Consider the following 12,275-nt stretch of genomic DNA (forward strand, 5'->3'; position numbering starts at 1 on the left):
CTGCACTGTCGATCGGGGCGGGCGGGGTCACTCGTACAGGATGTACTCCGGCTCGGGCGTGAGCGCGAGCACCTGCTTGGGCGTCATGAGCGGCCCGAAGCGGCGGTCCTCCTCGTAGAACAGCTTGAAGCCGGGGTGGACCGAGCGGGGGCGGCCCTTCATCACGGCCCGGTAGGTGTGCTCCTTCATCTGCCGGCTGCCGATCCCGTCGACCGACTTGACGACGGCGACCCCGGGGTGCGACCGGATCGCCTGCTGGTCACGCACCACCGAGACGGCGACCTGGTGGAACACGAGGACCTTCTGCGGCAGGTCGTCGGCCGCGACGATGCCGGACAGGTAGCGGGCCACCGAGTCGATCTCCTGGCCTGTCGTGTGGCCGTAGACCCGCATCGGCACCTGGCCCGGCCCCATCCGCCATTCCGGGTCGAGGGCGATCCCGACATCGGGCTCCCTGAGCCACTTCGCGTAGGCCCTGACCTCAGTGAGGAAGTCGGACCGGCCCGGCTGGATGTTCAGCAGGAGCAGCCCCTGCACCTTGCGGGCCGCCGCGAGGTGGCGCGCGATCAGGGCGTCCGAACTCCTGGTGCGGTACATCCCGTCCCGCCCGGGGCTGCCCTGCACCACGGTCGCGATCAGCTCGAGCACCGGCAGGACGGTGCGCCCGTCGGCATAGGGCTTGGCCACCTTCTCGATCTCGCGGGCCCGGTCGTCGAGGTCCCCGACACCGAGCCGGCCGAGCGCCGTCGAGCCGGGGTGACCCGCGAAGCCGACGAGGCGGTAGTGCGGGAAGATCGCGCGCCCGCCCCTGGGCAGCTCGACCGGTGAGGTGGCTGTCGGGGTCGGTGTCAGAGTGGGGGCGGGCTGCGCCGACCCCGGCCGCGCCGACGCCGCACCGGACACTCCAGATGTCGGCGAGCCCGCCTGTGGCCGGTCGGACGCCCCGACGCAGCCGGAGGCGAGCAGGACGGTCGACAGGGCCGCCGCGAGCACCGCCGGCCCGCCCCGACCTGACTGCATGACCACGCCCCTGACCAGACCGAGCCCACGACGAGCGGGCGGCCCGCACCCGCGGGCCTGCACAGCAGGGTACGTCGCGCCCGGAATGCCCGGGCGGCACGCCACGCGCACTCGATACGCTGAAGCGGTGCCGCGCTGGACGGCATACCCATCCGATCACGCAAGGAGCCACACCCGTGTCTGCGAACATCAGCGTCACCGTCGCCGGAAGCGAGCGATCGGTGGCGGAGCGCACGACGGCGGGCGAGCTCTTCGCCGACCGGCGCGAGGTGGTAGTCGCGCGCGTCAACGGCGTGCTGCGCGACCTCTTCCACGTGCTTGCGCCCGGCGACGTCGTCGAGCCGGTGCCGATCGACAGCGAGGACGGGCTGGCCGTGCTCCGCCACTCGGCCGCACACGTGCTCGCTCAGGCCGTGCAGCAGGTCAACCCCGACGCTCGGCTCGGCATCGGGCCGCCGATCCGCGACGGGTTCTACTACGACTTCGACGTCGCCGAGCCGTTCCAGCCGGAGGACCTCAAGGCCCTCGAGAAGGTCATGCAGCGGATCGTCAACGAGGGCCAGACCTTCGCCCGGCGCGTCGTGACGGATGCCGACGCGCTGCGCGAGCTCACCGGCGAGCCGTACAAGTGCGAGCTCGTCGGCCTCAAGGGCGGCGCGGGCGAGGCGGCCGAGGGCGCAGGAGTCGAGGTCGGTGCGGGCGAGCTGACCATCTACGACAACCTGCGCCGCGACGGCACCCGCGCGTGGGGAGACCTGTGCCGGGGACCGCACCTGCCGAGCACCAAGCTGATCGGCAACGCCTTCAAGCTGATGCGCTCCGGGGGCGCGTACTGGCGCGGGTCGGAGAAGAACCCACAGCTGCAGCGGATCTACGGCACCGCCTGGCCGAGCAAGGACGAGCTGAAGGCCTACCTGGACCGGCTCGCCGAGGCCGAGCGGCGCGACCATCGCAAGCTCGGCGCCGAGCTCGACCTCTTCTCCTTCCCCGAGGAGCTCGGGTCCGGGCTCGCGGTGTTCCACCCCAAGGGCGGGGTCATCAAGCGTGAGATGGAGGACTACGTCCGCCGGCGCCACATCGAGGAGGGCTTCCTCTACGTGGGCACCCCCCATATCAGCAAGGACGGCCTGTTCCACACCTCCGGGCACCTGCCGTACTACGCCGACACGATGTTCCCGCCGATGCACCTGGAGGGCGCGGAGTACCGCCTCAAGGCGATGAACTGCCCGATGCACAACCTCATCTACTCCTCGCGCCAGCGCTCCTACCGCGAGCTGCCGCTGCGCTATTTCGAGTTCGGGTCGGTCTACCGCTACGAGAAGTCCGGGGTCGTACACGGGCTCACCCGGGTGCGCGGTATGACGCAGGACGACTCCCACTCGTACGTGACCGCCGAGCAGGCCCCGGGCGAGGTCAAGCACCTGCTCGACTTCGTGCTGTCCCTGCTGCGCGACTTCGGGCTCGAGGACTTCTACCTCGAGCTGTCCACCCGCGACACCGAAGGGGAGAAGAGCGCGAAGTTCATCGGCTCGGACGAGCAGTGGGAGGCGGCGACCGCCATCCTGGAGAAGGTTGGTCTGGAGTCCGGCCTCGAGCTGGTGCCCGACCCCGGCGGGGCGGCCTACTACGGGCCGAAGATCTCGGTGCAGGCCCGCGACGCGATCGGCCGGACCTGGCAGATGTCGACCATCCAGTACGACTTCAACCAGCCCGAGCGGTTCGGGCTCGAGTACCAGGCGGCCGACGGGTCGAGACAGCAGCCGGTCATGATCCACTCCGCGAAGTTCGGCTCGATCGAGCGGTTCCTCGGCGTCCTCGTCGAGCACTACGCCGGTGCCTTCCCGGTGTGGCTCTCACCGGTCCAGGTGCTCGGCGTGCCGGTGGCGCAGGAGTACGCCGACTACCTGACCGGCGTGCTGGACCGGATGCGGGCCGCAGGCGTACGCGTCGAGCTCGACGCGAGCGACGACCGGTTCCCGAAGAAGATCCGCAACGCGAGCCGGTCCAAGGTGCCCTACGTGCTGATCGCCGGTGAGGAGGACCGGGCGGCCGGGGCGGTGTCCTTCCGGTTCCGCGACGGGTCGCAGCAGAACGGGGTGCCGGTCGCGGACGCGATCGCGCAGGTGCTGCGGGCGATCGAGACGCGCGCGCAGGTGTGACCCGGCGACCCGGGAGGCAGCACCCTCGGGCGCTTGCGGCAGCCCTTGCGCCTTGCTCGGGCCTGGGCGACAATGGCTGGTACCGGACCGCTGTGCGCGGGACGATTTCCTCGCAGCGCATTGGCGCGCGAGGAACAGAAGGCCCGGAAACTCATACTTTCCGGGCCTTCACGTACCTGTCGGCACCGGCCCCGCGGCTCTCACACCCGCGGGGCCGACTGCTACCCCCCGAGTACCGACGCCTCGACCGAGACCCGCCGGTCGCACCCCGGGTGCGGCACGAGGTGCGGCAGATCAGGATGACGACCTCATCGGATCCGACCCCGCGGGAGCGGCGACCCCGCGAGCTGGAGGTACACGTGTACGTCTTCCGGGACCGTGTCGACGCCGGACGTCGCCTCGGGCAGCGGCTGGCCCGGATGCCGCTCGAGGACCCCGTCGTCCTCGGGCTGCCACGCGGCGGCGTACCGGTCGCCGCGCAGGTGGCCCGGCGCCTGGGCGCCCCGCTCGAGGTCATCGTGGTGCGCAAGCTCGGCGTGCCCAGCCAGCCCGAGCTGGCCATGGGTGCCATCGGCGAGGGCGGCACCCGGATCCTGGACGAGGGGATCGTGCGGGCCGCGCGGGTCGACGAGAGGCAGCTGGCGCAGGTCGAGCAGCGGGAGCGGGCCGTTCTCGACAAGCGCGTCGGCCGGCTGCGCCGCGGCCGCCGGCGGGTCGACCTGACCGGGCGGACGGCCGTCATCGTCGACGACGGCATCGCCACCGGAGCCACCGCCCGGGTCGCCTGCCTCGTCGCGCGGGCACTCGGCGCGCGTCGTGTCGTGGTGGCCGCTCCCGTGGGGCCACCCCACGTCGAGCAGCAGCTGCCCGAGGCCGACGTCGTGGTCTGCCTGGAACGCCCCTGGCGGTTCCGTGCCGTCGGCGGCGTCTACGACGACTTCGAGCCGACCACGGACGACGAGGTGGCCCGGATCCTCGCCGAAACCGCCGGCCAGGCCCCACCGGAGGACCCCGACGACGGAGGGACCCTGCGATCTCACACATCGCAGGGCCCAGACCATTGAACACGCGAAAGGGCCGATCTCCCAATCGACACGCTGCGAGGGCACCCGAGTGCACCCCATAGGATCGCGGGCATGACGGACCGGAACGAGGAGGCGTCGCCGTCGGTGCGCATCGAGGGCGTCGACGACCTCGTGCACGTCGGGGACGGCTTCGAGCGGCTCTGGACGCCGCACCGGATGGCCTACATCGTGGGGGACAAGCCCACCGACGAGCCCGGCACGGGGTGCCCGTTCTGCACCGCCCCCAGCCGGGACGACGCCGACGGGCTCATCGTGCGCCGGGGCGAGCTGTGCTACGTGGTGATGAACCTGTTCCCCTACAACCCGGGGCACGTGCTGGTCTGCCCGTACCGCCACGTCTCCCTGTACGTGGACCTGACCGACGACGAGACCGAGGAGTTCACCCGGCTGACCAAGCAGGCCCTGCGCGCCCTGCGGTCCGCCTCCGAGCCGCACGGCTTCAACCTCGGGATGAACCAGGGGGCCGTCGCCGGCGCCGGGGTGGCCGCGCACCTGCACCAGCACATCGTCCCGCGCTGGGCCGGGGACATGAACTTCCTGCCCATCGTCGGGCAGACCAAGGCGCTGCCCGTGCTGCTCGAGGACACGCGCGAACAGATCGTCGCGAACTGGCCCGGTGCCGGTCAGTAGGCTGACGACACCATGCTCAACCGTCTCATGCGAGCGACGATGACCAAGTTGCTCAGCCCGCTCGCCCACGTCCTGCTCAAGCTGGGCATCAGCCCGGACGTCGTCACGACCGTCGGGACGCTCGGTGTCTGCTTCGGCGCGCTGGCCTTCTTCCCGCGCGGACAGCTGTGGGTCGGCGTGCTCGTCATCACCGCGTTCGTGTTCTCCGACACCGTCGACGGCATCATGGCCCGGGCCTCCGGCCGGTCGACCAAGTGGGGCGCCTACCTCGACTCGACCCTGGACCGCATCGGCGACGCCGCGATCTTCGGCGGCCTCGTGCTCTACTACGCGGGCCGCGGCGACAACCCGGTCATGGCCGCCCTCGCCCTGGCCTGCCTGATCCTCGGCAGCGTGGTCTCGTACGCCAGGGCCCGCGCCGAGGGCCTCGGCTTCACCGCGAACGTCGGCATCGCCGAGCGGGCCGACCGGCTCGTCGCCGTGCTGGTCGCGACCTTCTTCGCCGACGTCCTGCGCGTGCCGGCGCTGCTCGGCGGCGTGCTGGGCCTGCTGGCCGTCGCGAGCCTCGTCACGGTCGTGCAGCGCATGTTGACCGTCCGGCGCCAGGCCCTCGCCGCGGGAGAGGTCTCGGGTTGACACGCGCACCGCTCAGCGGGCGGCTCACCGGGCAGGTGAGCGTCCTCGGGTTCCGGGTCGGGTGGTCCGCCGTCCGCGCCATGCCCGAGCGGGCGGCATACGCCCTGTTCGACCGCATCGCCGACGTGGTGGTGCTGCGCGGTGGCACCGGCGTGGTGCGGTTGCGCAGCAACTACGCGCGGGTGCGGCCGGAGCTGACGGCGGGTGAGCTCGACGAGCTGGTCCACGACGGGGTCCGCTCGTACATGCGCTACTACTGCGAGGCCTTCCGGCTGCCCTCCCTGACTCCGGAGCAGATCGACCGTGCGGTGACCGCGACCGGGTTCGAGCAGCCGCGCGACGTGTGCCGGGCGGGCGGGACCGCGGTCGTCTTCGTGGGTCACCTCGGCAACTTCGACCTCGCCGCGGCGTGGTCGGCGCGCAACCTCGCGCCCGTCACGACCGTTGCAGAGCGCCTCAAGCCGGAGGAGGTGTTCCAGGAGTTCCTCGCCTTCCGCAACAGCATCCAGATGGACATCATCCCGCTCGAGGGCGGCGACAACCCGTTCCACGAGCTGCTGCGCACCGCGAGGCGCGGCGGCCGGCTGATCGCCCTGGCCAGCGACCGCGACCTGACCGCCAACGGCGTGGAGGTCGACCTGCTCGGGCACCGTGCCCGGATGGCCAAGGGACCGGCGCTGCTCGCGCTGCTGACCGGCTCACCCCTGTATGCCGCCCGCGTCCACTACGAGCAGGCCCCCCGCGGCGCGGGGCTGGGCGGTCACCGCACGGTTATCGATATCGGCCCGCGCCTCACCCCGCGCATCGAGGGCACCACCGCCGAGCAGGCCCACGACCTCGTCCAGCAGTGCGCCGACCACCTCGCCGAGGCCATCCGCACCCACACCAGCAGCTGGCACATGCTGCAGCGGGTGTTCGTCGAGGACCTCGACCCCGCGGTGCGCGGCACCGAGGTCACGCCGTGAGGATCGCGCCGTGAGGATCGGCATCGTGTGCCCCTACTCGTTCGACGTGCCAGGCGGGGTGCAGTTCCACGTGCGGGACCTGGCCGAGTACTTCATCGGGGACGGGCACCAGGTGTCCGTCCTCGCGCCCGCGGACAGCGACACCCGGCTGCCCGGATACGTCGTCTCCGCGGGTCGCGCCACCCCGGTGCGCTACAACGGCTCGGTGGCCCGGCTCAACTTCGGACCGGTCACGGCCGGCAAGGTCAGCCGGTGGCTCGACCACGGGGAGTTCGACGTGCTGCACCTGCACGAGCCGGTCACCCCCAGCGTCAGCTTTCTCGCCCTGACCGCCGCGGAGGGTCCCATCGTCGCCACCTTCCACACCTCGATGATCCGGTCGCGCACGCTGCAGACCGCCTACCCGATCGCGCGTCCGAGCCTGGAGAAGATCGCGGGGCGGATCGCGGTCAGTGAGGACGCCCGCCGCACGGTCACCACGCACCTCGGGGGTGACGCCGTCGTCATCCCCAACGGGGTCTACGTCGACCGGTTCGCCCGGGCCGCGCGGCGGCCCGAGTGGGTCGGCACCCCCGAACGGCCCACCGTCGCCTTCCTCGGCCGGATGGCCGAGCCACGCAAGGGGCTGCCGGTCCTCGCGGCGGCCGTGCCCGCGATCCTGCGCGAGATCCCCGGGCTGCGCGTGCTGGTCGCCGGCCCCGGGGACGTGGAGCACGTCACCGCGGGTATGCCGCCGGCAGCCGCGGCCGCCTGCGAGTTCCTCGGGGCGGTGTCCGACGAGGACAAGGCCACCCTGTTCGCCTCTGCCGACGTCTACGTCGCCCCGAACACCGGCGGCGAGAGCTTCGGCATCATCCTCATCGAGGCGATGTCGGCCGGCTCGTGCGTGCTCGCCAGCGACCTGTCGGCCTTCTCCCGTGTCCTCGACGGGGGCCGCGCCGGGCCGCTGTTCCGCAACGAGGACCCGGCCCACCTGGCCGAGGCCCTCGTCGGCCTGCTGCGCGACCCGGCCCGTCGCGCCACGTTCGCCGAGGCCGGCCGGCAGCGCGCCCGCCAGTTCGACTGGTCGGTGGTGGCGGCCCGGATCATGGCGGTCTACGAGACCGTCATCGAGGGCCGTAGCCTGGCGCAGGCCCAGCCGGCCAGCCGGTGGAGCCGCTTCCTGCGAGGGGGTCTGGGTCGATGACCGGCACGCTCACCTGGGTCTTCGCGGTCCTGTTCGTCCTCGTCGTGGTCGCCTGGTACCTCACCTACTCGGCGGCCCGCCTCGACCGGCTGCACGTGCGGCTCGTGGGGACGGTTGCGGCCCTGGACGCCCAGCTGGTGCGGCGGGCCGAGTCTTCGCTCGAGCTGGCCAACAGCGGGCTCGTGGACGGGGCGACGGCGCTCGTGCTGGCCGGTGCCGCGGCGCAGTCGCTCGAGTCACCCGGCGAGGAGGGCGTCATCCGCGAGGCGATCGAGAGCGACCTCACCGAGGCCCTCGCGCTGGCCCTGACGCCACGGGTCGTCGACCACCTCAGGCAGACCGGCCCGATCGGCCAGGACTACCTCGACGGGCTCTCCTCGGCGTGCCTGCGCGTCCAACTCGCCCGCCGCTTCCACAACGACGCGGTCACCGACGTCCGACGGGTCCGGCGACAGCTCGTCGTGCGGGTCTTCCACCTCGCGGGCCACACCCCGATGCCGGTGACCGTGGAGTTCGACGACGCGGTACCCGCCGGACTGGACCGCTGAGGGCGCCCACCGCGGACACCCGCTCGGGGCTGGCAGGTTCTCGCCGTAGGCTTGGTGCGTTCCGCTGGGGAACCGCTCACCGAGAAAGCAGGAGACCGTGAACACCACTGGGCAGGCGGGCCTGACGCCCGCGTCCGAGACGAGCACCGGGACGACCCGCGTCAAGCGCGGGATGGCCGAGATGCTCAAGGGCGGCGTCATCATGGACGTCGTGACGCCCGACCAGGCCAAGATCGCCGAGGATGCCGGCGCGGTCGCGGTCATGGCGCTCGAGCGGGTCCCTGCGGACATCCGCGCCCAGGGCGGCGTCTCCCGGATGAGCGACCCCGACATGATCGACGGCATCATCGCGGCCGTGTCCATCCCCGTCATGGCCAAGGCCCGGATCGGCCACTTCGTCGAGGCCCAGGTGCTGCAGAGCCTCGGGGTCGACTACGTCGACGAGTCGGAGGTGCTGACCCCCGCCGACTACGCCAACCACATCGACAAGTGGGCCTTCACCGTGCCGTTCGTCTGCGGCGCCACCAACCTCGGCGAGGCCCTGCGCCGGATCACCGAGGGCGCGGCGATGATCCGGTCCAAGGGCGAGGCCGGCACCGGTGACGTGTCCAACGCGACGACCCACATGCGCCAGATCCGCGCCGAGATCCGTCGCCTGCAGAACCTGCCGGAGGACGAGCTCTACGTCGCGGCCAAGGAGCTGCAGGCACCGTACGACCTCGTCGCCGAGGTGGCCCGGGCCGGCAAGCTGCCGGTCGTGCTGTTCACCGCCGGCGGCATCGCCACCCCGGCCGACGCCGCGATGATGATGCAGCTCGGCGCGGAGGGCGTCTTCGTCGGCTCCGGCATCTTCAAGTCGGGCAACCCGGCCAAGCGCGCCGAGGCGATCGTCAAGGCGACCACCTTCTACGACGACCCCGACGTCATCGCCAAGGTCTCCCGGGGGCTCGGCGAGGCCATGGTCGGCATCAACGTCGAGGAGATCCCGCAGCCGCACCGCCTGGCCGAACGCGGCTGGTGAAGGGCAACGGGACCGTCACACGCGGTGATGCCCCCGGGCCTGTCCGGGGTGCGGACCTCACGATGCAGGTCGATCATGCGATCGACGCCGTCGGGCAGCCCGGCGACGAGTCCGTAGAGCTGCGTCGCGCCGCGAACGCCCGACCGGTCGAGGTATCGAGAGCCTGATGGACGCGGCCGACTCGGGTCTCCGGCGGGTGGCGGACCTGTGAGGCTCACGACGTCAGGCGTCGTACACCTCCTTGGCCATCCGGAACGCCGCCCACGCCTTGGGCCAGCCTGCGTAGAACGCAGCGTGCGTGAGCACCTCTGCCATCTCCTCGGCCGTGACGCCGTTGCTCCTCGCCCGGGCGATGTGTCCGCGCAGCGAGCTGTCCAGCACGCCGCCGGCCAGCAACGCCGTCACCGTCACGATGCTCCGGTCACGCGTCGACAGCTGGCTCTCGCGACTCCACACCTGCCCGAAGAGCACGTCGTCGTTGAGCTCGGCGAACTTCGGCGCGAAGTCACCGAGGATGTCCCTACCTGCCGTCACCTTGTCCATCGCCCTCTTCCTCTCACTTGCCGCTGTAGACCGGGAACCTGCTGTGCTTTCCGTAGTCCCGTGCCCGCATCTCCCGCAACGACCCCATGTCGGGCTCGGAGATGACGAAGTCGACCTGCGCGTTGGACCGCATGTGCTCGGGGTTGGCGGTCTTCGGCAGCGACACCGTGCCCAGCTGCAGGGTGTAGCGGATGCACAGCTGGGGGACGGTCACGCCGTAGCGTTCGGCCATCGCCCGGACGTCCGCGTTCCTCAGGATCTCGCCGTGTGCGATCGGCGAGTACGCCTCCACGAGGATGCCCTTGCTCTCGCAGTAGGAGATGAGCTCGGTCGGCGTGTTGCCCGGGTGCACGAGGATCTGGTTCACGTGCGGGACGACCGTGCCGCCCGCCAGGATGTTCTCCAGGTCCTCCCGCAGGAAGTTCGAGACGCCGATGGAGCGCAGCCGGCCCGCCCGGTAGGCCTCCTCGAGGGCGCGCCAGGCCGCGCGGTTGCCCTCGGCGTAGTCGCCGCCGCGGAAGTCGTCCCACGGCTGTGGCGCGTGGATGAGCATGAGGTCGACGTGGTCCAGGCCCAAGGTCTCGAGGGACCCGTCGATCGCCGCCGCTGCGCGGTCGTGGTCCTTGATCTCGGCGGCGAGCTTGGTGGAGACGAACAGGTCCTCGCGAGCGATCCCGCCGGTGCGCACGCCCTCGCCGACGCCGCGCTCGTTGCCGTACGCCTGCGCGGTGTCGATGTTGCGGTAGCCGAGCGCGACCGCCTCGCGAACGGCCTGCGCGGCCTTGTCGTCGTCGATGAACCAGGTGCCGAGCCCGAGCCTGGGGATCGCGACGCCGTTGGACAGCAGGTAGGTCTCGTCCAGGATCATGCGCCCTGCACCTTCTCGCCCAGTCGGGCGTACTCCTCGTCGGTGACCGGTTCCAGCCACTCGTTCCGGACGTCCTCGCCGGGTACCGCGACCGCGATGTGGGTGAACCAGGAGTCCGCCTTGGCGCCGTGCCAGTGCTTCTTCCCGGCGGGGACGACGACGACCGATCCCGGCAGCAGGCTGACCGGCTGCTCTCCCTCGCCCTGGTACCAGCCGCTGCCGGCCGTGGCGAGCAGGATCTGCCCACCACCGCTCGAGGCCTGGTGGATGTGCCAGTTGTTCCGGCATCCCGGCTCGAAGGTCACGTTGCCGATGACGACGCCCTCGGTGGTCAGCATGTGCAGGTAGCTCTGGCCGGTGAAGTACTCGGCGAAGGCCTCGTTCGTCTCCCCACGGGGGAAGATGGTGTCGAAGTCGTGCTCGCTCATATCCGTTTCCTTTCTGGTTCTCGGACAAGGCATCAGCTGGGTCCGAAGGCCAGCCACGCTCCATCCGGTATCTGCGGTCGTGAAGCCGGTCGTGGCGTGACCCGTCCATCGGCTGCCACCGTCCCGTCGCCCGTGCACTCCTCGACGGTAGGTCGCCACGCCCGGATCAGGGAGTCCCTGCCGGTACCACCATCGGCCCTTGCTCAGCGCGTCTCCCTGGTCCCGCCTCTCGTGGCGCGACTATCGTGCTGGACAATCGGACACTGGAGGTCGGCGCGATGGATGCAGGGCTCGAAGACCTGGCGGGGCGCCTCGGTGACGGAGCCCTGGTCACCGGCGCGGAGTCGATGGAGCGCTACACGCACGATGACGCCGAGTGGGCCCCCTACGGCAGGCCGATCGCGGTGGTCCGGGCGAGCTCGACCGGCGAGGTGCAGCATACGGTGCGCTGGTGCGCCGAGCGGCGGGTGCCGATCGTCCCCCGGGGCGCGGGCACCGGGCTTTCGGGGGGTGCCAACGCCGTCGAGGGCTGTGTCGTGCTCAGCCTGGAGCGGATGGCGCAGGTCCTCGCGGTCAACACGGCCGAACGCTACGCAGTGGTGCAGCCGGGCGTGGTCAACGACGACCTGCGGGCCCGGGTCGCCACGGACGGGCTCTGGTACCCGCCCGACCCGGCCAGCTCGCCCTGGTCGACGATCGGCGGGAACGTCGCCACGAACGCCGGAGGAGTCTGCTGCGTCAAGTACGGCGTGACCGGCGACTACGTGCTCGCCCTCGAGGTGGTCACCGCGCAGGGCGAGGTGATCCGGGTCGGTCGCCGCACCGCAAAGGGGGTCGTGGGATACGACCTGTGCGCGCTGCTCGTCGGGTCGGAGGGCACCCTCGGGGTCGTCACCGAGATCACCGTGCGGCTGCGCCCGCTACGTGCTCCGGAGCGTACGGTCGCGGGCTACTTCGACTCGCTGACCGACGCCGGCCGGGCCGTGGCCGCGCTCAGTGAGGCCGGGGTGATCCCGTCCGCGCTCGAGCTGGTGGACCGCTACTGCCTCGAGGCCGTCGACGCGTGGAAGCACATGGGACTGTCCGTCGACGCGAGCGCCGTCCTGCTGGGCCGGACCGACGCGGCCGGGGAGGCCGGCGAGCTCGAGGCGAAGCTGATGGCCGAGTGCTTCGAGAAGGGCGGGGC

13 protein-coding genes are annotated in these 12,275 nt (G+C 71.4%); 9 read left to right on the plus strand and 4 right to left on the minus strand.

Annotated features, from left to right (window positions below; all coding sequences use genetic code 11):
• Positions 1-27: 27 nt before the first annotated feature.
• A complete protein-coding gene (locus tag WMI84_RS12780; protein WP_347353725.1) occupies positions 28-1,020 on the minus strand; it encodes a hypothetical protein in 993 nt (330 codons plus the stop codon).
• A gap of 176 nt (positions 1,021-1,196) precedes the next feature.
• On the opposite strand from WMI84_RS12780, the gene thrS reads away from it, so the two are divergent.
• From thrS to pdxS, 8 genes are all read left to right on the plus strand, one after another.
• Positions 1,197-3,179: a threonine--tRNA ligase gene (gene thrS / locus WMI84_RS12785; protein WP_347353727.1), complete on the plus strand. Its 1,983-nt coding sequence runs from the start codon at positions 1,197-1,199 to the stop codon at positions 3,177-3,179.
• A 299-nt stretch (positions 3,180-3,478) separates the two neighbouring features.
• A complete protein-coding gene (locus tag WMI84_RS12790; protein ID WP_347353729.1) occupies positions 3,479-4,243 on the plus strand; it encodes a phosphoribosyltransferase family protein in 765 nt (254 codons plus the stop codon).
• A 72-nt stretch (positions 4,244-4,315) separates the two neighbouring features.
• Complete coding sequence (locus tag WMI84_RS12795; RefSeq protein ID WP_347353730.1) at positions 4,316-4,894, plus strand: HIT domain-containing protein; 579 nt, start codon at positions 4,316-4,318, stop codon at positions 4,892-4,894.
• A 12-nt stretch (positions 4,895-4,906) separates the two neighbouring features.
• Positions 4,907-5,530, plus strand: coding sequence for a phosphatidylinositol phosphate synthase (gene pgsA / locus WMI84_RS12800; protein WP_347353732.1), 624 nt, complete (start codon positions 4,907-4,909; stop codon positions 5,528-5,530).
• On the plus strand, positions 5,527-6,495 hold the full coding sequence (locus WMI84_RS12805) for a phosphatidylinositol mannoside acyltransferase (protein ID WP_347353733.1): 969 nt from the start codon (positions 5,527-5,529) through the stop codon (positions 6,493-6,495). Before pgsA ends, WMI84_RS12805 begins: the two co-directional genes overlap by 4 nt.
• 10 nt (positions 6,496-6,505) lie before the next feature.
• On the plus strand, positions 6,506-7,681 hold the full coding sequence (locus tag WMI84_RS12810) for a glycosyltransferase family 4 protein (RefSeq protein WP_347353734.1): 1,176 nt from the start codon (positions 6,506-6,508) through the stop codon (positions 7,679-7,681).
• A complete protein-coding gene (locus WMI84_RS12815; protein WP_347353735.1) occupies positions 7,678-8,229 on the plus strand; it encodes a hypothetical protein in 552 nt (183 codons plus the stop codon). Before WMI84_RS12810 ends, WMI84_RS12815 begins: the two co-directional genes overlap by 4 nt.
• Before the next feature lie 121 nt (positions 8,230-8,350).
• On the plus strand, positions 8,351-9,250 hold the full coding sequence (gene pdxS / locus WMI84_RS12820) for a pyridoxal 5'-phosphate synthase lyase subunit PdxS (protein WP_347353745.1): 900 nt from the start codon (positions 8,351-8,353) through the stop codon (positions 9,248-9,250).
• A 222-nt stretch (positions 9,251-9,472) separates the two neighbouring features.
• Here the strand turns inward: pdxS and WMI84_RS12825 are convergent, their stop codons facing one another.
• Genes WMI84_RS12825 through WMI84_RS12835 form a run of 3 tightly spaced genes read right to left on the minus strand, consistent with a single transcriptional unit; the run spans position 9,473 to position 11,089 of the window.
• Positions 9,473-9,793, minus strand: a complete 321-nt coding sequence (locus tag WMI84_RS12825) for a carboxymuconolactone decarboxylase family protein (RefSeq protein WP_347353737.1) — start codon at positions 9,791-9,793, stop codon at positions 9,473-9,475.
• A 13-nt stretch (positions 9,794-9,806) separates the two neighbouring features.
• Entirely contained in the window at positions 9,807-10,661 is an 855-nt protein-coding gene (locus WMI84_RS12830; protein WP_347353739.1) for an aldo/keto reductase, read from the minus strand.
• Entirely contained in the window at positions 10,658-11,089 is a 432-nt protein-coding gene (locus WMI84_RS12835; RefSeq protein WP_347353741.1) for a cupin domain-containing protein, read from the minus strand. Before WMI84_RS12835 ends, WMI84_RS12830 begins: the two co-directional genes overlap by 4 nt.
• A 278-nt stretch (positions 11,090-11,367) precedes the next feature.
• On the opposite strand from WMI84_RS12835, the gene WMI84_RS12840 reads away from it, so the two are divergent.
• On the plus strand, positions 11,368-12,275 hold a 908-nt coding region (locus WMI84_RS12840; protein ID WP_347353743.1), incomplete at its 3' end, for an FAD-binding protein.

The organism is Intrasporangium sp. (genome assembly GCF_039812505.1).
GTDB lineage: Bacteria > Actinomycetota > Actinomycetes > Actinomycetales > Dermatophilaceae > Intrasporangium_A.

What these genes read in the sequence shown, in the direction of transcription:
- pgsA (WP_347353732.1), top strand. Translation starts at nt 4,907, where the DNA reads ATGCTCAACCGTCTCATGCGAGCGACGATGACCAAGTTGCTCAGCCCG.
- WMI84_RS12780 (WP_347353725.1), bottom strand. Translation starts at nt 1,020, where the DNA reads ATGCAGTCAGGTCGGGGCGGGCCGGCGGTGCTCGCGGCGGCCCTGTCG.
- WMI84_RS12815 (WP_347353735.1), top strand. Translation starts at nt 7,678, where the DNA reads ATGACCGGCACGCTCACCTGGGTCTTCGCGGTCCTGTTCGTCCTCGTC.
- WMI84_RS12825 (WP_347353737.1), bottom strand. Translation starts at nt 9,793, where the DNA reads ATGGACAAGGTGACGGCAGGTAGGGACATCCTCGGTGACTTCGCGCCG.
- WMI84_RS12790 (WP_347353729.1), top strand. Translation starts at nt 3,479, where the DNA reads ATGACGACCTCATCGGATCCGACCCCGCGGGAGCGGCGACCCCGCGAG.
- WMI84_RS12830 (WP_347353739.1), bottom strand. Translation starts at nt 10,661, where the DNA reads ATGATCCTGGACGAGACCTACCTGCTGTCCAACGGCGTCGCGATCCCC.
- WMI84_RS12795 (WP_347353730.1), top strand. Translation starts at nt 4,316, where the DNA reads ATGACGGACCGGAACGAGGAGGCGTCGCCGTCGGTGCGCATCGAGGGC.
- WMI84_RS12835 (WP_347353741.1), bottom strand. Translation starts at nt 11,089, where the DNA reads ATGAGCGAGCACGACTTCGACACCATCTTCCCCCGTGGGGAGACGAAC.